Raw genomic sequence first — 17,331 nt, forward strand, 5'->3', positions numbered from 1 at the left:
CTCCGGGCCGTCCCTCGGGTCGGGGGACGTATCGGGTTCGTCAGGCGAGGACGGCGCGCACCGTCTCGGCGACGCGCTCCGGCGTGAAGCCGAAATGCGCCAGCAGCGCCTTGTCGGGGCCGCTCTCGCCGAAGCGATCGATGCCGATCACCGCTCCGCGCTCGCCGACCACGCCGCGCCAACCGCGCGTGGTGCCGGCCTCGATCGCGACGATCGGCAGGTCCTTCGGCAGGATCGCCGCCTTCTCCTCTGCGCTCATGCGCTCGAACGCCTCGACGCAGGGCATGGAGACGAGACGCGCGTCGATCCCTTCCTTCGCCAGGAGATCGGCGGCGGCGGCGGCGAGGCCGACCTCCGAGCCGGTGGCGAGGAGCGTCACGCGCGCATCGTCCGGCGCCCGCAGGACATGGGCGCCTTGGGCGCCGGGAACGGCGGTGCGCGGCTGCGGCGTCAGGTTCTGACGCGACAGGATCAGCGCCGAGGGACCGTCGGTGCGCGCGAGCGCCGCCCCCCAGGCCGCCGCCGTCTCCGCCGCGTCCGCCGGCCGCCACACGTCGAGGTTCGGGATCAGCCGCAGGCTCTCGACATGCTCGATCGGCTGATGGGTCGGGCCGTCCTCGCCGAGCGCGATCGAATCGTGGGTCAGCACCCAGATCACCCGTTGCTTCATCAAGGCGGCCATGCGGATGGCGTTGCGGGCATAGTCGGAGAAGACCAGGAAGGTCGAGCAGAACGGGATGAACCCGCCGTGCAGCGCGATCCCGTTGGCGATCGCCCCCATGCCGAATTCGCGCACGCCCCACAGAACCTGATTGCCGGCGGGGTCGCGGCTGACCGGCACCGAGCCCTTGTGGACGGTGAGGTTCGAATGCGACAGGTCGGCCGAACCGCCGAGGAACTCCGGCACGTGTTCGGCGAGCGCGCCCAGCGCGATCTGGCCGGCCTTGCGGCTGGCGACGGTGCCCGCCGCCTCGCAGGCCGCGAGCGCGGTGTCGAGCCCCTTGTGGAAGTCCGGCGCGAGCCGGCCTTCGACGCGGCGCGAGAATTCGGCCGCGAGATCGGGATGGGCGGCGGCATAGGCGGCGTAGCACTCGGCCCATTCGGCCGAACGGGCGGCGCCGGCGGCGCGTGCGTCCCATTGCGCGCGGACGCTCTCCGGGATCTCGAAGGGCGCGTGCGGCCAGGCCATCGCCGCGCGCACGGCGGCGATCTCGGTCGCACCGAGCGGCGCACCGTGACAGCTCTCGCTGCCCTCCTTGCCCGGCGAACCGCGACCGATCACGGTCCGACAGCAGATCAGCGACGGCTTGGCCGTCTCGGCGAGCGCCACCCGGGTCGCCGCCTCGATCGCCACCGGATCGTGCCCGTCGACACCGCGCACCACGTGCCAGCCATAGGCCTCGAAACGGCCGGGCGTGTCGTCGGCGAACCATTCGGCGCATTTGCCGTCGATCGAGATGCCGTTGTCGTCCCAGAAGCACACCAGCTTGCCGAGCCCGAGCGACCCGGCGAGCGAGGCCGCCTCGTGGGAAATGCCCTCCATCAGGCAGCCGTCGCCCAGGAAGACGAAGGTGCGGTGATCGACGATCGTGTGGCCCGGCCGGTTGAACTGGGCGGCGAGCGTGCGCTCGGCGAGCGCGAAGCCGACGGCATTGGCGAGACCCTGGCCGAGCGGGCCGGTGGTGGTCTCCACGCCCGGCGTATGGCCGACTTCCGGGTGCCCCGGGGTCTTGGAGCCGAGCTGGCGGAACGCCTTCAGGTCGTCGATCGAGACGTCGTAGCCGGTCAGATGCAGGAGCCCGTAGAGCAGCATCGAGCCGTGCCCGTTGGAGAGCACGAAACGGTCGCGATCCGGCCAGGACGGGTTCCGCGGATCGTGCCTCAGATGATCGCGCCAGACCACGGCGGCGATCTCGGCCATGCCCATCGGCGCGCCGGGATGACCGGACTTGGCGGCCTCGACCGCGTCCATGGCGAGGGCGCGCAGCGCGGCGGTGACGGGCCAGGCGAGCGAGCCCGGACGGGCGGTGTCGACGGTGGTGGGGGCGTTCATCGGGGGGTCCTCTGACGAAGGTCTCGTTCGTTGCTCGATCGACGCGTCGCGACCCGGTCGTCGCGGTCCTCGCGTCGCGGGTGCCTCGGTCTCCGTCGGGACCGGGCGCGACCCGGTCGTCGGTCCGGCCTCGAAGGCTCCGGTGCACCTCATGGATCCCCGGGGCGAGCCCGGGGATGACGGTGGGGGAGAGGAACGGGCGGCCTCTCCCCTCCTTCAGCTCGACCGGCGCTTGCGGTCGACGATCTTGAGGATCATCGGCGTCAGGATCAGCTGCATGGCGAGGTCGAGCTTGCCGCCGGGGATGACGATCGAATTCGCCCGGCTCATGAAACTGTCGTGCAGCATGGTCCGGAGATAGGCGAAGTCGATGCCGCGCGGATCGCGGAAGCGGATCACCACCATGCTCTCGTCCGGGGTCGGGATGGTCCGGGCGATGAAGGGGTTGGAGGTGTCGACCGTCGGCACGCGCTGGAAGTTGATGTCGGTCTTGGTGAACTGCGGCACGATCATCGTGACGTAGTCGGGCATGCGCCGCAGGATCGTGTCGGTGACCGCCTCGGTGGAATAGCCGCGGGTCGCCTTGTCCCGGTGCAGCTTCTGGATCCACTCGAGGTTGATGACCGGGACGACGCCGATCTTCAGATCGGCATGGCGGGCGATGTCGATCCCGTCGGCGACGACCGCACCGTGCAGACCCTCGTAGAAGAGGAGATCGGACCCCGGTTCGAAGGCGCGCCAGTCGGTGAATGTGCCGGGCGGCGAGCCGTATTGCTCCGCCTCGTCGGCGTCGTGGACATAGGTGCGGGTGCGGCCGTTGCCGGTGGCGCCGTAGGAGCGGAACGTCTCCTCGAGCTCGGCGAGGAGATTGGACTCCGCGCCGAAATGCGAGAAGTGGTGGTCCCCGGCGGCGGCCTTCTCGGCCATCATGCGCTTCATCTCGGTGCGGTCGTAGCGGTGGAACGCGTCACCCTCGATGTTGGCGGCGGTGATGCCCTCGCGGCGGAAGATCTGGTCGAAGGTGCGCTTGACCGAGGTGGTGCCGGCGCCCGAGGAGCCGGTGACGGAGATGATCGGATGCTTGACGGACATGGGACGGGCGTCCTCTGGTGCGAAAGGCGTCGAAACGAGCGGGACGGGCGAGATCAGGCGGAGAGCAGACCGCGATTGGAGAAGAGCGGCGAACGCTCCGAATGTCCCCAGCCGCTGGTGAGGTAGCGCTCCACGCGCTCCACCTTGAGGCGTGAGCCGAAGATCAGCGGCACGCGCTGGTGCAGCTTCTCCGGTACGAGATCGAGGACGTTGGTCTCGCCGTCGCTGGCCCGGCCGCCGGACTGCTCCATCAGCATGCCGATCGGCGCCGCCTCGTAGACGAGGCGCAGGCGGCCGGCCGCGTAGCCCTTCCGGTCGTCGCCGGGATAGAGATAGATCCCGCCGCGCATGAAGATGCGGTGTGCCTCGGCGACCATCGAGGCGATCCAGCGCATGTTGTAGTCGTTCGATCGCGGGCCGTCGCGGCCGGCGATGAGATCGTCGACATAGGCGCGGACGCGGTCGTCCCAGTGGCGGTAGTTCGACATGTTGATGGCGAACTCGCGCGCCTCCTCCGGCACCCGCACGCCGGCCTTCACCAACATGAACCGCCGCCGCGCCGGGTCGAGGACGTAGAGATCGACCCCCTCGCCGATCGTCAGCATCAGCGCGACATGCGGACCGTAGACGACGTAACCGGCGGCGAGCTGCTCGCGGCCCGGCCGCAGGAAGGCGGCATCCGCCGTCGGATCGCCGGTCTCCGGACGCAGCCGGATCGAGAAGACCGTGCCGACCGAGACGTCGGTGTCGATGTTCGAGGAGCCGTCGAGCGGATCGACCGCCACCAGGAGACGCCCCTCGGGGTCGAGCGGGATCGCGACGTCGGCCTCCTCGGAGGCCAGCGCCGCGACCGGCGCCGCCTTGCAGGCCTCGCGGATGATCGTGTCGCAGCGGACGTCGAGCTCCTTCTGCACGTCGCCGCCGCCGTTGTCGGCGCCGAGCGAGGCGCCCATCGCTCCGGCGAGCGGCCCGGCGGCGATCAGCAGGGCGATCTCGCCGCAGGCGCGCGCCAGGACGTTGACCGTGCTCGCGACGTCGAGACGGACCGGATCGGTGCCCGCCCAAGTCTCCAGCCGGCTGGCCAGATCGGGGGTGTTCGCTGCTTCGCGCATGACGTGAACCTTTCGTCGTTTCCCTTTGTCTTTTTATCGTTTTCTTGACTCTGTTCGTCTTCGCGAACTTGGCGTCCCGATCTCGGCCTCAACCGTCTCGGGACAAGACTCGGCTGGAGCGGATCTCCGCCGCCGTGATGGTGGAGAGCGCGTCGGCGTCGACCTCGCCGCCGGCCTCGAACAGGCGGATCGCCTGGCGCAGACGGGCGCGGTCGAAGGCGTTGCGGATCGATCGGGCATTGGCGAAGTCGGGACGATTGCGCCGCGCCGCGACATAGTCGGCGAGCGCCGCCCGGGCCCCCTCGTCGAAACGGTAGCCCTCCTTTTCCGCGATCAGATCGGCGATGCGGAGCAATTCCTCGTCGTCGTAGTCGGGGAAGTCGATGTGATGGGCGATGCGCGAGCGAAAGCCCGGATTGGCGGAGAAGAAGGTCTGCATCCGATCGGCGTAGCCGGCGAGGATGACGACCAGATCGTCGCGCTGGTTCTCCATCACCTGCAACAGGATCTCGATCGCCTCCTGACCGTAGTCCTTCTCGTTCTCCGGCCGATAGAGATAATAGGCCTCGTCGATGAACAGCACGCCGCCCATCGCCCGCTTCAGCACCTCCTTGGTCTTCGGCGCGGTGTGGCCGATGTACTGGCCGACCAGATCGTCGCGGGTGACCGAGACCAGATGACCGCGCCGGACGTAGCCGAGCCGATGGAGGATCCCCGCCATCCGCAGCGCGACCGTGGTCTTGCCGGTGCCGGGATTGCCGGTGAACGCCATGTGCAGCGTCGGCGTCGAGGTCTCGAGCCCCAGCTCCCGCCGCGCCTTGGTGACGAGGAGATAGGCGGCGATCTCACGGATGCGCTGCTTGACCGGCTGGAGACCGATCAGATCGCGATCGAGTTCGGCGAGCAACGGGCCGATCTCGCTGTCGCGATACATGTCGGCGAGATTGAGCGCCTGCCGAAGCGGCGGGGCGGGTGTCTCGGTGCCGGGCATGGGGTCGGCGAGCATGGTCATCGGTCGAACCTCGTGTCGCGGATCCCGGCCGGACCGGAGCCGCATCGTTCCTCTGCCGTCGGCCCCGCGCCGGGACCGTCCTTCGCCGTCGTCGTCCGTCATCCCTCATGGCCGGGCGCGGCCCGCTCCTCCATGCGACATGTCCTCGCGGGGGAACGAAGGATCGCATGGGAGCCCCCGGGCCGGGCCCGGGGGTGACGGAACGCCCCTCGCCTCACGCCGGGACGCGACGCAGCGCGTAGCGCTGGACACGGCCCTCGGCCTCGACCCGGTCGAGCGCGAAGCGCGCCTCGACCGGCGGACGATGGGCGATGAAGGCGAGACGCACCGTCTCCCAGCCACGGGTACTGTCGAAGGCGTTGATGCGGATGTAGCGCTCCGGCAGGGCCGTGCGCGCCGCCTTCAGCTCCATCATCACGCCGGCGGCGTCCTTGAGGTCGAACATCGGCATGCCCCACATGTCCCAATAGGTGTTGCGGGGATGGGGATCGTCGGTGGTCTCGATGCTCACCGCCCACCCTTGCGCCAGCGCAAATTCGATCTGGGCGGAGATCTGGGTATCGGTGAGGTCGGGCAGGAAGGAGAAGGCGCCTTGGGTCAGTCTCATCGGTCGGTCCTCGCTCGGAAGCGGTGAAGGGGGCGGAGACGGCGCGCGGACAGGCACGCGAGCGCCGTCTCCGAGTGTCGAGCCGAGGGAGGCTCAGCTCGCCACGGGGGTGGGCACGTAGTCGGAGGTGTCGGTCGAGGCGTAGTCGAAGGTCACGTTGCCCCAGGTGGTGAGCGCGGCCTCGAGCGGCTTGCACCACTTGGCGGCGTCCCGCAGGATCTCCGGACCCTCGGCCATGATGTCGCGCCCTTCGTTGCGGGCCAGAACCATGGTCTCCATGGCGACGCGGTTGGCGATCGCGCCGGCCTGAATGCCCATCGGGTGACCGATCGTGCCGCCGCCGAACTGCATCACCACGTCGTCGCCGAAGAGGTGGAGGAGCTGGTGCATCTGGCCGGCATGGATGCCGCCCGACGCCACCGGCATGACCTTGCGCAGGTCGCACCAATCCTGCTCGAAGAAGAGACCGCGCTGCAGATCGACTGCGTTCTTGGTCTCGCGGCAGACGTTGTAGTAGCCCTGGACGGTCATCGGATCGCCCTCGAGCTTGCCGACGGCGGTGCCGGTGTGGAGGTGATCGACGCCGGCCAGACGCAGCCACTTGGCGATGACGCGGAACGACACGCCGTGGTTCTTCTGGCGGGTGTAGGTGCCGTGGCCGGCGCGATGCATGTGCAGGATCATGTCGTTGGCGCGGCACCACTCGGCCATGGACTGGATCGCGGTCCAGCCGATGACGAGGTCGACCATGACGATGACCGAGCCCATCTCCCTGGCGAACTGGGCGCGGCGATACATCTCCTCCATGGTGCCGGCGGTGATGTTGAGATAGTGCCCCTTGGTCTCGCCGGTGGCGGCGGTGGCGCGCATCACCCCTTCCATGCAGTAGAGGAAGCGGTCGCGCCAGTGCATGAACTGCTGCGAGTTGATGTTCTCGTCGTCCTTGGTGAAGTCGAGCCCGCCGGCCAGACCCTCGTAGACGACGCGGCCGTAGTTCTTGCCCGAGAGGCCGAGCTTCGGCTTGATGGTGGCGCCGAGCAGCGGCCGGCCGAACTTGTCGAGACGCTCGCGCTCGACGACGATGCCGGTCGGCGGACCCTTGAAGGTCTTCACATAGGCCGGCGGGAAGTACATGTCCTCGAGCCGAGCGGCCTTGAGCGGCTTGAACGAGAAGACGTTGCCGATGATCGAGGCCGTCAGGTTGGCGATCGAGCCCTCCTCGAACAACACCAGATCGTAGGCGACCCAGCAGAAGTACTGGCCCGGCTGATTGGGAACCGGCTCGACCTTGAAGGCCTTGGCGCGGTAGCTGTCGCAGGCGGTCAGACGATCGGTCCACACCACCGTCCAGGTCGCGGTCGAGCTCTCGCCGGCGACGGCGGCGGCGGCCTCGATCGGATCGACGCCCTCCTGCGGGGTGATGCGGAACAGCGCCTGGAGATCGGTCGCCTTGGGCACGTAGTCGCCGTCCCAGTAGCCCATCTGAGCGTACTTCAAGACACCGGCGCTGTAGCGCTTCTTGGCATCCATCTTGGCGGTGGGCTTTTCCATGACGGTCATCGGGGCGCTCCCTGGTTTTCGTGTGAAGGGAGACTGCCCACATCGTCGGATTAAATAAATTCGTATTTCCTTTGCTGAGAGTTCAGATAAACTGAATGACATGCGCAATGTCACCTTGAAGCAACTCCGCATGGTCGTCGCCGCTCACGCCGGCCGCTCCTTCGCCGCCGCCGCGGAGGCGCTGCACGTCACGCCGCCGGCGGTGACGGCGCAGATGAAGCTGCTCGAGGAGGAGGTCGGTCTCGCCCTGTTCGAGCGCGACGGCGGCGGACTTTCGCCGACGGCGGCGGGCCAGGAGATCCTCGACGCGGCCCGGCGGATCGAGAAGATCCTCGCCGACGCCCGCGAATCGATCGAGGCGATGCGTTCGCCCGACGGCGGCCGCGTGACGGTCGGGGTGGTCTCGACCGCGAAGTACTTCGCCCCGCGCCTCCTCGCCGCCTTCGCCCGCGAGCATCCCCGCGTCGAGCTCGAGCTGGTGGTCGGCAACCGCTCGGACATTCTGTCGCGGTTCGAGGCCGGCGACGTCGATCTCTCGATCATGGGGCGGCCGCCGGTGGACGTGCCGGTCGAGAGCGCGCTCATCGGCGATCACCCCCACGTGGTGGTCGCCGCCCCCGACGATCCCCTGGTCGGGCTCGGGCCGATCGCCCCGGAGCGGCTCGCCGGGCGGACCTTCCTGGTGCGCGAGCCGGGCTCCGGTACCCGCACCCTGATGGAGCACTTCCTCGCCCGGGCCGGCATTTCGCCGAAGATCGGCATGGAGATCGGCTCCAACGAGACCATCAAACAGGCGGTGATCGCCGGCCTCGGCCTCACCTTCATCTCCGCGCACACGGTGGCGGCCGAACTCGAGGACGAGCGCCTCGCCCTGATCGACGTCGAGGGCCTGCCCTTGTGGCGGCGCTGGTACGTGGTGCGGCTCGCCCGCAAGCGGCCGATGCCGGCGACGCGGGCACTGGTCGACTTCGTGACCAGCCGGGGACTCGAATTCCTGCCGAGGATCCCCGGCGTTCCGGATCGGCCGGGCGAGGACTGACCGGCCCCACTCCGCGTCCCCTCCCCGTCCGGCCGCGCATTGCCTGTGGAGAGGCGTCCCGAAACGGATCGTTCTCGCGGCGCGGCATGATAGGGTCGCCGCCTTCGAAGGCGGGAAGCGCGAGCGCGGCATGAAGATCGGAATCGATCTGGGCACCACATCGACGAACGAGGCGGCGAGCCTCGATCTCGAGGAGCTGCTCTCCACCCGCCTCCTCGTCCAGGGCAATTCCGGCTCCGGCAAGTCGCATCTGCTGCGCCGTCTCCTGGAGCAGTCGGCGCCGCACGTCCAGCAGGTGATCGTCGACCCGGAAGGCGACTTCGTCACCCTCGCGGAAGGCTTCGGCCACGTCGTCGTCGACGCCGAGCGCTCGCCCGCCGAACTCTCCCGCATCGCCGATCGCATCCGCCGTCACCGCGCCTCGGTGGTGCTCGACCTCGAGGGCCTCGACGCGGAAGACCAGATGCGCGCGGCGGCGGCCTTCCTCAACGGGCTCTTCGACGCCGATCGCGACCATTGGTATCCGATGTTGGTGGCGGTCGACGAGGCGCAGCTCTTCGCCCCCGCGATCGCCGGCGAGGTCTCCGACGAGGCCCGCAAGACCTCGCTCCAGGCGATGACCAACCTGATGTGCCGTGGCCGCAAACGCGGCCTCGCCGGCATCATCGCCACCCAGCGCCTCGCCAAGCTCGCCAAGAACGTGGCGGCGGAAGCCTCCAACTTCCTGATGGGCCGCACCTTCCTCGACATCGACATGGCCCGCGCCGCCGATCTCCTCGGCATGGAGCGCCGCCAGGCCGAGGCCTTCCGCGATCTCGTGCCCGGCCAGTTCGTGGCGCTCGGCCCCGCCCTCTTCCGCCGGCCGACCCCGGTCCGGATCGGCACGGTCGCGACTCGCGGCCGCTCCGGACGGCCCGAGCTGATGCCGCTGCCGGAGATGGGCCGCGCCGCGCTCGAGGATCTGATCTTCGCCCCCGTCCCGGCCGAGGAACTGGCGTTGCGGCCGGCGCCGGCCCCGCGCGCGCCCAAGCTCGGCACCACCGAGCTCCTGGCGCAGGTCGCGGCGGCCCGCCCCCAGGCCGAGCCGGAGGCGGCGGAGGAGACGCCTCGCCTGCCGCCGGAGGAGCTGGAGCGCGCCCTCGACGAGATCTTCGCCGAGATCCTGTCGGAGCCGGAGGCGGCGTTCCGCCCGGTGCCGGTGATCTATCAGGACTTCGCCTTCCATTGCCGTCTGCGCCGGCTCGGCGAGGTGGCGCAGGACATGCCGAGCTTCCGCCGCCGCCTCGCCCTCGCCCGCGCAGGCGTCGGCACCAACGACGGCGACGAGGCCTGGAGCGCGGTGCTCGCCACCGCCGAGGACCTGCCGGAGGAGATGCAGGGCGTCTTCCTGATGGTGGCGCGCGCCGCCCGCGAGGGCGAGGCCTGCCCCTCCGACGACGTGCTCGCGCGCGCCTACGGCAGCCATTCGCCCTCGCGCGGGCGCTGGCTCCTCTCCTACATGGCCGAGCGCGGCGTGATCGTCTCGGAGACCGATTTTCGCGGCCAGCGCACGGTGATCGTCACCGGAACCGGCTGGCGCACCCGCCCGAGCGGCGGCGCCACCGGCGCGCGCGGCGGCGAACGGCGCGGCGCGGCGCGTGCCGCGCGGGTCGGCGAGGCGCTCCGGCGCTCGACCTGACCCGGCGGCGTCACGATATGACGCCCGAGGGCGCCAGTATCGCCGCCATCCTCGGAGAGATCCCTTCTTCCGTAACGTCATTGTCGAGGATCGCGCATGCGATCTTTCGAATTCACCTTCTGCGTGTCGCATCGAATGCTGTCGCTTCGACCGCATCACCGGGCCGAACCCCGTTACGAGCGCAGACGTTAGATGACTGAAATTCTCGTTTTTTCATCTGAAATGACAAACAACACCAGAATACATTTCTGATATTCCGAATCTTTCAGATCATCTATATATTTCCGAGATTTATATTTTAGGTCTTGACGTCCCTTAAACCGATTTGCATAGTTTCGATTACTAATGAATGATAAACTAATATCTTGGCGTCGACTTCCGACATAAGATCCGCGCCGTCGAGTTTGGAGGAAGACGATCATGGAGGAGCAACGCCGCGAGCAATCGCGGCGAATGACGATCATCGTCTCGAAGGGCGCGCTCGATGCCGCCTATCCCCCGTTCATTCTCGCCACGATGGGCGCGGCGATGGGGGTCGAGGTGACGATGTTCTTCACCTTCTACGGTCTCTCCCTGCTGCGTCGGCGGCTCGATGCCGGGGTTTCGGCGCTGGGCAACCCGGCGTTTCGCCTGCCCGTCGGCGGGCTTCGATTTCGGCCGATCAACCTCCTCTCGGCCCTGCCCGGCTTCGAGGGCGAGATCGGCGATCACATGAAGCGGATGTTCGCGAAGACCCGCGTCGCCGACCTCGGCGAGCTCAGGGCGCTGACCGTCGAGGCCGGCGCCAAGCTGATCGCCTGCCAGATGACCATGGATCTGTTCGAGCTGAAGCCGACGGATCTGATCGACGGCGTCACCCTCGGCGGCGCCGCCTCCTACCTCGAGGAATCCCTTCACGGCGACATCAATCTCTTCGTGTGACGGCGGACCGCTCGCGCGGCCCCGCCGTCGAGCCGACGAAACACATGAGCAACGATCGGGGGATCGACATGCCTGCCCTGTTTTCGGACGATTGGATGGTGGATTTCGGCAACGCCTGGAACGACGAGCCGGCGCTCGGCGACGCGCTCGCCAAGATCGGCTTCACCTCCGTCATCGGTTACGGCTTCGACGGCGAGGAGACGCCCCGTGGCGCGATCAAGGTCGAGAACGGCTACGTCACCGGCGCCGGCGCCTATGCCGGCGAGGCCCTCAACTGGGACCTGCGCGCCTCCGCCGCCGATTGGGAGAAATGGTGCAAGGGCGGCCTCGGCATGATGGCCCTCGGCCTCGCCTACACCACCGGCAAACTGAAATTCAAAGTCGGCGACTACGGCGCCATGATCAAGAACCCCGCCATGGCCGGCCCCTTCATCAAGAGCTTCTCGGTGATGGGCACCGTCGCTCGCAGCTGAAGTCGGCCGTCCCGGGGGTTCGATCGTCATGTCGTCCAAGCTTCTCAACTTCGCGGGCTTTCTCGCCGCCGCGGTCATCGGTGGCGCGGTCGTGGCCTGGCTCGGCGACCATGCCGCGCCACGCCCCACCGGCGACGGCGGACGCGCGCGCGACACCGGCCTCTACGCGGCGGTTCCGGCCGTGCCGCTGGTGGAGGTCTCGCGCATGCCGGCCGCGGCGCGCCTGAAGCTCGGCGGCACGGTGGAGCCGCGCGACACCGTCCGGCTGACGGCGCAGGCTCCGGGGCGCGTCACCTTCGTGGCGGCGCAGGAGGGCGAGCGGATCGGCGCCGGCCAGATCGTGGTCGCCCTCGACGACGACGGCCTTGCGCCGGAATACCGCGCCGCCTGGGCCGCGCTCGCCGGCGACATGGCGGCGAGCCAGAACGCCCAGACCCAGCTCTGGCACGCGCTCCACGGCCAACGCACCGCCCCCATGGGCGGTCCGGCGATGGACGCCTACGAGCGGATGTTCACGCCCTTCTACAACATGGCGCAGGGGCTGATGGGTTCCATGTTCCCCGGTTTCGCCGGCGGTGCCTCGCCGCTCCAGACCCAGGCGCAGGCTCAGAAGAACTGGCCCGCGATCAATGCCGCCCGCGCCGACTACGAGCGCCAGATGGCCGGCCTGATCGCCGCGCAGTCGCGCCTCGACGGGCTCGATCAACGCCTGCGCGATCGCCGCGCGATCACCCCGCGCGCCGGGGTCCTGATCCGCCGTCACGTCCGCGTCGGCGACGTGGTCCAGCCCGGCCAGCCGCTCGCCGACGTCGCCGACGTCGACCGTCTCGACGTCCGGCTCGAGGTGCCGACCAATCTGGTCGGCCAGCTCGTGGTCGGCGATCAGGTGCCGGTGACGCTCGGCGCGACCAATCTCTGGGCCCCCGTGGCGCAGATCTTCCCGACCGCCGACCCCGCGCAACGCACCGTCTCGGTCAAGCTGGCGCTGCCCGAGGGCGCACCCGCCGCGCCCGGCATGTACGCCCTCGCCTGGATCGCCCAGGCCTCCGGCAACGGCCCCTCCGCCTCGGCGCCGGCGGTGCCGGTTTCGGCGATCGCCCGGCGCGGCAGCCAGCCGCTCGCCTTCGTGGTCGACGGCCGTGGCCGGGTCGAGATGCGCATCGTCCGCCTCGGCGACGTCACCGGCGACCGCGTCGCGGTGCTCTCCGGCCTCGCCATCGGCGAACGCGTCGTCGCCGAACCCGCGCCCAACCTCAAGTCCGGCGACACGATCTTCGCCGGGCGGCCGTGAGGGAGGGCCCGATGTCGTCGCCCCACCCCTCCCCGTCGGCGCCGCGTCACCACCACGCGATCGGCATCGCCGGCCGCACCGCGCGCGCCTTCATCGAGAGCCCGCTGACGCCCCTGCTGCTCGCGGCCTTCTTCCTGATCGGCCTGCTCGGCATGCTGGTGACGCCGCGCGAGGAGGATCCGCAGATCTCGGTGCCGATGGTCGACATCTTCGTCGCCTATCCCGGCGCCACCGCCCCGGAAGTCGCCAATCTCATCTCCGAGCCGCTCGAACGGCTGATGTCGGAACTGTCGGGGGTCAAGCACGTCTATTCGATGTCCCGCGAGGGCCTGTCGATGGTGACGGTGCGCTTCGACGTCGGCGAGCAGATGGAACCCTCGCTCGTCAAGCTCTACGACAAGCTCTACAGCCACATGGACCTGATCCCCAAGGGCGTGATGCCGCCCCTGGTGAAGCCCAAGAGCATCGACGACGTGCCGGTCGTGACCGTGACCCTGTCGTCGGCGGCGCTCGATCTGGTGCAGTTGCGCAAGCTCGGCCTCGACGTCGCCCAGCGCTTCAAGTCGCTCGCCGACACCGGCCAGAGCTTCGTCGTCGGCGGCAGCCCGGAACAGGTCCGCATCGAGATCGATCCCTCGCGGCTCGCGACCCACGGCCTCACCATGGGCCAGGTGGCCAAGGTCGTCGCCGCCGCCAATCAGCGGATGCCGGCCGGCGACGTGATCGACGGCAACCGTTGGTTCGACGTCTATACCGGCGACTTCCTCGCCCACGGCGGCGATATCGCCGACCTCGTCGTGTCCGTGGTGAACGGCCGCCCGATCTTCCTGCGCGACGTCGCCACGATCCAGCAGGGCGAGCGCGAGACCAAGACCGTGGTCGACGACAGCGTCCGCCAGCCGGACGGCGGCTTCCTCACCCGCCCGGCGGTGACGGTCGCGGTCGCCAAGAAGCGCGGCACCAACGGCGTCGAGGTGGCCGAGCGGCTCAACGCCGAGCTCGCCACCCTGCGCGGCACCCTGATCCCGTCCGAGGTCACGGTGACGCTCTCGCGCGACTACGGCGCCACCGCCCACGACAAGGTGTCGGGCCTGATCTTCAAGCTCTTCATCGTCTCGGCGCTGGTGACCGTACTCGCCTTCCTCACCATGGGCTCGCGGCCGGCGGTGATCGTGCTGATCACCATTCCCGCCGTGCTCCTGATGTCGCTCGCGGTCGCCTATGTGTTGAAGTTCACGATCAACCGCGTGTCGATGTTCGCGCTGGTCTTCGCCATCGGCATTCTCGTCGATGACGCGATCGTGGTGGTGGAGAACGTCTACCGGCGCTGGCTCGCCCACGGCGAGACCTCCGACGACCTGACCGTCGAGGCGGTCGACGAGGTCGGCAATCCGACCATCCTCGCCACCTTCACGGTGGTGGCGGCGCTGCTCCCGATGGGCTTCGTCTCCGACATGATGGGCCCCTACATGCTGCCCATCCCGGTTCTGTCGTCGGCGGCGATGATCTTCTCGCTGATCGCCGCCTTCGTCTTCGTGCCGTGGCTCGCCGCGCGCGTGAAGCCGAAGATGGCCGATCTCGAGCGGGCGGCGGCGCGCGAGCATCGCCAATCCGAAGTGATCGCCAAATGGTACGGCGGCCTGATCGACCCGATCATGGATTCCCGCCCCCTCGGCCTGATCACGCTGATCCTGATCGTCGTGGCGATGCTCGGAGCGGTGGCGCTCTTCGTCGTCGAGGCGGTGCCGTTCAAGATGCTGCCCTACGACAACAAGTCGGAGATGCAGGTCGTCATCGACATGCCGGAGGGGACCGACCTCTTCGTCACCGCCAATCTCGCCCACCGGCTCGGCACCGAGCTGAAGGCGGTGCCGGAAGTGGCGGCGTTCCAGACCTATGTCGGAACCTCCTCGCCCTTCAACTTCAACGGCCTCGTGCGCCACTATTTCCTGCGCGCCCAGCCGTGGCAGGGCGACATCGCCGTCCAACTGCTCGACAAGAAGCAGCGCCATCGCTCGAGCCACGAGATCGCCGCCGAGGTGCGCGAGACGCTGACGCCGATCGCGGCGAGCGTCGGCGCGCGGCTGACCATCGCCGAGGCGCCTCCCGGCCCGCCGGTCCTCGCCCCCGTCGTCGTCGAACTCTACGGGCCGACGCCGGAGATCCGCCGCAAGGTCGCCGCCGACATCATGGCGATCCTGAAGAAGACGCCGAACGTCGCCGACGTCGGCACCTATCTGGAAGCCCCCCACGACGACATCCAGTTCGAGGTCGATCGGATGAAGGCCGGCCTCTACGGGGTCTCGGTCGAGGACGTCAATCGCGAATTGAAGATGGCGACCGGCGGCTTCGAGGTCGGCCCGCTCGCCGGCGGCATGGAGCTCGAGCAGACCGTCATCGTCCTACAGGTGCCGCTCTCGACCCGGGTCAATCTCGGCAATCTCCTGGTGCTGCCGATCCGCAATCAGGCCGGCGTCTCGGTGCCGCTCGGCGAACTCGGTCGCTTCCTGCGCCGCCCGGTGGCGCCGCCGATCTGGCACAAGGACCTGCGTCCGCTCGAATACGTCACCGCCGACGTGATCGGCCACCTCGGCGCGCCCCTCTACGGGATGATGGCGATCGACGCGGCGCTGAAGGACTACGTCACGCCCGACGGGCTGACCATCTCCGGCAGCTACTTCGGTCGCCCCGCCGACACCTCGGTCTCGAGCTTCAAGTGGGACGGCGAATGGGAGGTCACCTACGTCACCTTCCGCGACATGGGGATCGCCTTCGGCGCGGCGCTGGTGCTGATCTACATCCTGGTGGTCGCCGAGTTCCGCTCGTTCCTGCTGCCGCTCGTGGTGATGGCGCCGATCCCCTTGACGCTGATCGGCATCGTCCCCGGCCATTGGCTGCTCGGGGCGGACTTCACCGCCACCTCGATGATCGGCTTCATCGCGCTCGCCGGCATCATCGTGCGCAATTCGATCCTCTTGGTCGAATTCGCGCGATCGAAGGTCGGCGAGGGCTGGAGCGTGCGCGACGCCATCGTCATGGCCGGCCGGGTGCGTCTCCGGCCGATCCTGATCACCGCGCTGGCGCTGGTGATCGGCTCCATGGTGCTGCTGTCGGACCCGATCTTCCAGGGCATGGCGGTGTCGCTCCTGTTCGGCTCGCTGGTCGCGACCTTCCTGACGCTGGTGGTGATCCCGCTCGGCTGCCTCTCATCGCGCACCTATTTCAAGGCCCGCGAGACCGGCCCCTCGGACGACGGCGGATCCGCTCCGTCTCCGCCGCCCCCACCGGAAGGCCCGACGCCCACCCCGTCACCGGCCGCCCCGCCGGCCGAGGGCGCCGCGCCGAGCTCGCGTCCGGCCCGGTTGGCCCGTCGCGGCGAGGAGAGCACGGCCGCTCCGCCGCCGCCGCCTCCGCCCGCGCCATCCCCGGCCGTCGCGCCGTCCCCGGACGCGCCTCCGCCCGCCGGCCGCCCGGCCCGCCTCGCCCGTCGCGGCGAAACGCCCGAGCCCGCCGCGCCGACCACCCCGGCCACGCCGGAGGCGCCCCCGGCCGCGCCCGCGAGCACCCGCCCGCCGCGCCTCGTCCGCCGTGTCGAGCCGACCGAGACCGCGCCCGTGCCGACGCCGATCCCACCCCCTGTGGAGGCTCCCGCGCCGCAGACGCCCGCCCCGTTCGTCGAGGCGTCGCCCCCCCGTCCGCCCCGCCTCGTCCGCCGCGCGGTGAACGCCCCGGCCGCGACCGAGACGCCGCCGCCCGAACCCGCGCCAACGCCGATCGCGATCGCCGCGCCCGTCGAAGCGCCGGTGGCCTCCGCGAAGCCGCGCCGCGCCGCCACCCCGCGCAAGCGCGCGCCGAAGAAGGTGGCCGAACCGCGCGGCATTCGCCTGAAGGCCACCCCCGAACCCGAAGGGAACGAGCCATGAGAGCCGCGATCCTTCTCGTCCTCTGCGCCGTGGCCCCGGCCACGACCGCGCCGACTGCAGCCGCGACCTGGGGCGAGCTCGGACGAGGACCGGGCCCGTCCACCGCGACCGTCCCCGGCTCCGGCGCCGCCTACGCGCCCGGCCCCGCCCATGCGCCCGGCGCCGCCTACGGCCCCTGCCCGCCGTGCCTGCCGGTCGCCGATCCGATGGGCCGGCAGATCGGAACTGCACTCGGGATGGAGGGCCGCCCGCCCGCCGCCTACGACGCGCCGGGCGCGGCCTCGGCGCCGCCGGCCTGGTCGGTCCCCCCCGAAGCTCTTCTGCCGATGACCCGCGACGGATCGCTGCCGAACGGCGCGCTCCAGATGGGCACCTTCGGCCAGATCAACTCCACCACCGACCCCTACAACCCCTGGGGTCTGAGTACGCCTTTCATGTTCGTGCCGTGGTCCACGCCGCTCTCCGGCTGGACCAATGCCCAGACATGGAACTGGTGGCGCGCGCGTTCCGGCGTGCGTTCACCCGCCTGGTAGCCGCGCTCGCGGACTGCCTCATCGGGAGGCCTGAGAG

The 17,331-nt window shown here is 69.5% G+C and carries 13 protein-coding genes; 7 read left to right on the forward strand and 6 right to left on the reverse strand.

Translation table 11 applies throughout. The features are described 5' to 3' along the window. Positions 1-40: 40 nt before the first annotated feature. From tkt to J3S89_RS10290, 6 genes are all read right to left on the reverse strand, one after another. Entirely contained in the window at positions 41-2,053 is a 2,013-nt protein-coding gene (tkt, locus tag J3S89_RS10265; protein ID WP_217927425.1) for a transketolase, read from the reverse strand. A 216-nt stretch (positions 2,054-2,269) separates the two neighbouring features. Then, a complete protein-coding gene (locus J3S89_RS10270) occupies positions 2,270-3,145 on the reverse strand; it encodes a phosphoribulokinase (RefSeq protein ID WP_217927426.1) in 876 nt (291 codons plus the stop codon). Between the two features lie 53 nt (positions 3,146-3,198). Continuing rightward, positions 3,199-4,257 carry a class 1 fructose-bisphosphatase gene (locus tag J3S89_RS10275; protein ID WP_217927427.1) on the reverse strand — a complete coding sequence of 353 codons (1,059 nt, stop codon included), beginning with the start codon at positions 4,255-4,257 and terminating at the stop codon, positions 3,199-3,201. A gap of 88 nt (positions 4,258-4,345) precedes the next feature. Beyond that, on the reverse strand, positions 4,346-5,263 hold the full coding sequence (cbbX, locus tag J3S89_RS10280) for a CbbX protein (RefSeq protein WP_217927571.1): 918 nt from the start codon (positions 5,261-5,263) through the stop codon (positions 4,346-4,348). A 220-nt stretch (positions 5,264-5,483) separates the two neighbouring features. Then, on the reverse strand, positions 5,484-5,876 hold the full coding sequence (locus J3S89_RS10285; RefSeq protein ID WP_217927428.1) for a ribulose bisphosphate carboxylase small subunit: 393 nt from the start codon (positions 5,874-5,876) through the stop codon (positions 5,484-5,486). 93 nt (positions 5,877-5,969) lie between these two features. Further along, positions 5,970-7,427, reverse strand: a complete 1,458-nt coding sequence (locus tag J3S89_RS10290) for a form I ribulose bisphosphate carboxylase large subunit (RefSeq protein ID WP_217927572.1) — start codon at positions 7,425-7,427, stop codon at positions 5,970-5,972. A 109-nt stretch (positions 7,428-7,536) separates the two neighbouring features. On the opposite strand from J3S89_RS10290, the gene J3S89_RS10295 reads away from it, so the two are divergent. The 7 genes from J3S89_RS10295 to J3S89_RS10325 all read left to right on the forward strand — a co-directional run bounded on the left by J3S89_RS10295 (position 7,537) and on the right by J3S89_RS10325 (position 17,294). Beyond that, complete coding sequence (locus J3S89_RS10295) at positions 7,537-8,475, forward strand: LysR family transcriptional regulator (protein WP_217927429.1); 939 nt, start codon at positions 7,537-7,539, stop codon at positions 8,473-8,475. Between the two features lie 130 nt (positions 8,476-8,605). Beyond that, on the forward strand, positions 8,606-10,153 hold the full coding sequence (locus J3S89_RS10300; protein ID WP_217927430.1) for an ATP-binding protein: 1,548 nt from the start codon (positions 8,606-8,608) through the stop codon (positions 10,151-10,153). Positions 10,154-10,606: 453 nt separating this feature from the next. Then, positions 10,607-11,074: a DsrE/DsrF/DrsH-like family protein gene (locus J3S89_RS10305; protein ID WP_230488960.1), complete on the forward strand. Its 468-nt coding sequence runs from the start codon at positions 10,607-10,609 to the stop codon at positions 11,072-11,074. 44 nt (positions 11,075-11,118) lie between these two features. Next, the gene (locus tag J3S89_RS10310) at positions 11,119-11,547 is read left to right on the forward strand and encodes a hypothetical protein (protein ID WP_217927433.1); all 429 of its coding nucleotides are present in this window, start codon (positions 11,119-11,121) and stop codon (positions 11,545-11,547) included. A 28-nt stretch (positions 11,548-11,575) separates the two neighbouring features. Next, on the forward strand, positions 11,576-12,838 hold the full coding sequence (locus J3S89_RS10315; protein ID WP_217927434.1) for an efflux RND transporter periplasmic adaptor subunit: 1,263 nt from the start codon (positions 11,576-11,578) through the stop codon (positions 12,836-12,838). A gap of 11 nt (positions 12,839-12,849) precedes the next feature. Then, a complete protein-coding gene (locus J3S89_RS10320; RefSeq protein ID WP_217927435.1) occupies positions 12,850-16,761 on the forward strand; it encodes an efflux RND transporter permease subunit in 3,912 nt (1,303 codons plus the stop codon). Further along, positions 16,758-17,294 (forward strand): hypothetical protein, encoded by a 537-nt coding sequence (locus J3S89_RS10325; RefSeq protein ID WP_217927436.1) that lies wholly within the window; start codon positions 16,758-16,760, stop codon positions 17,292-17,294. The genes J3S89_RS10320 and J3S89_RS10325 overlap by 4 nt, the downstream gene beginning before the upstream one ends. Positions 17,295-17,331: the final 37 nt, after the last annotated feature.

Source organism: Pinisolibacter aquiterrae (genome assembly GCF_019160155.1).
GTDB lineage: Bacteria > Pseudomonadota > Alphaproteobacteria > Rhizobiales > Ancalomicrobiaceae > Pinisolibacter > Pinisolibacter aquiterrae.

Bases quoted from the DNA above. Each gene is read 5' to 3' on its own strand.
- tkt (WP_217927425.1), bottom strand. From the start codon at position 2,053: ATGAACGCCCCCACCACCGTCGACACCGCCCGTCCGGGCTCGCTCGCC.
- J3S89_RS10270 (WP_217927426.1), bottom strand. From the start codon at position 3,145: ATGTCCGTCAAGCATCCGATCATCTCCGTCACCGGCTCCTCGGGCGCC.
- J3S89_RS10275 (WP_217927427.1), bottom strand. From the start codon at position 4,257: ATGCGCGAAGCAGCGAACACCCCCGATCTGGCCAGCCGGCTGGAGACT.
- cbbX (WP_217927571.1), bottom strand. From the start codon at position 5,263: ATGCTCGCCGACCCCATGCCCGGCACCGAGACACCCGCCCCGCCGCTT.
- J3S89_RS10285 (WP_217927428.1), bottom strand. From the start codon at position 5,876: ATGAGACTGACCCAAGGCGCCTTCTCCTTCCTGCCCGACCTCACCGAT.
- J3S89_RS10290 (WP_217927572.1), bottom strand. From the start codon at position 7,427: ATGGAAAAGCCCACCGCCAAGATGGATGCCAAGAAGCGCTACAGCGCC.
- J3S89_RS10295 (WP_217927429.1), top strand. From the start codon at position 7,537: ATGCGCAATGTCACCTTGAAGCAACTCCGCATGGTCGTCGCCGCTCAC.
- J3S89_RS10300 (WP_217927430.1), top strand. From the start codon at position 8,606: ATGAAGATCGGAATCGATCTGGGCACCACATCGACGAACGAGGCGGCG.
- J3S89_RS10305 (WP_230488960.1), top strand. From the start codon at position 10,607: ATGACGATCATCGTCTCGAAGGGCGCGCTCGATGCCGCCTATCCCCCG.
- J3S89_RS10310 (WP_217927433.1), top strand. From the start codon at position 11,119: ATGAGCAACGATCGGGGGATCGACATGCCTGCCCTGTTTTCGGACGAT.
- J3S89_RS10315 (WP_217927434.1), top strand. From the start codon at position 11,576: ATGTCGTCCAAGCTTCTCAACTTCGCGGGCTTTCTCGCCGCCGCGGTC.
- J3S89_RS10320 (WP_217927435.1), top strand. From the start codon at position 12,850: ATGTCGTCGCCCCACCCCTCCCCGTCGGCGCCGCGTCACCACCACGCG.
- J3S89_RS10325 (WP_217927436.1), top strand. From the start codon at position 16,758: ATGAGAGCCGCGATCCTTCTCGTCCTCTGCGCCGTGGCCCCGGCCACG.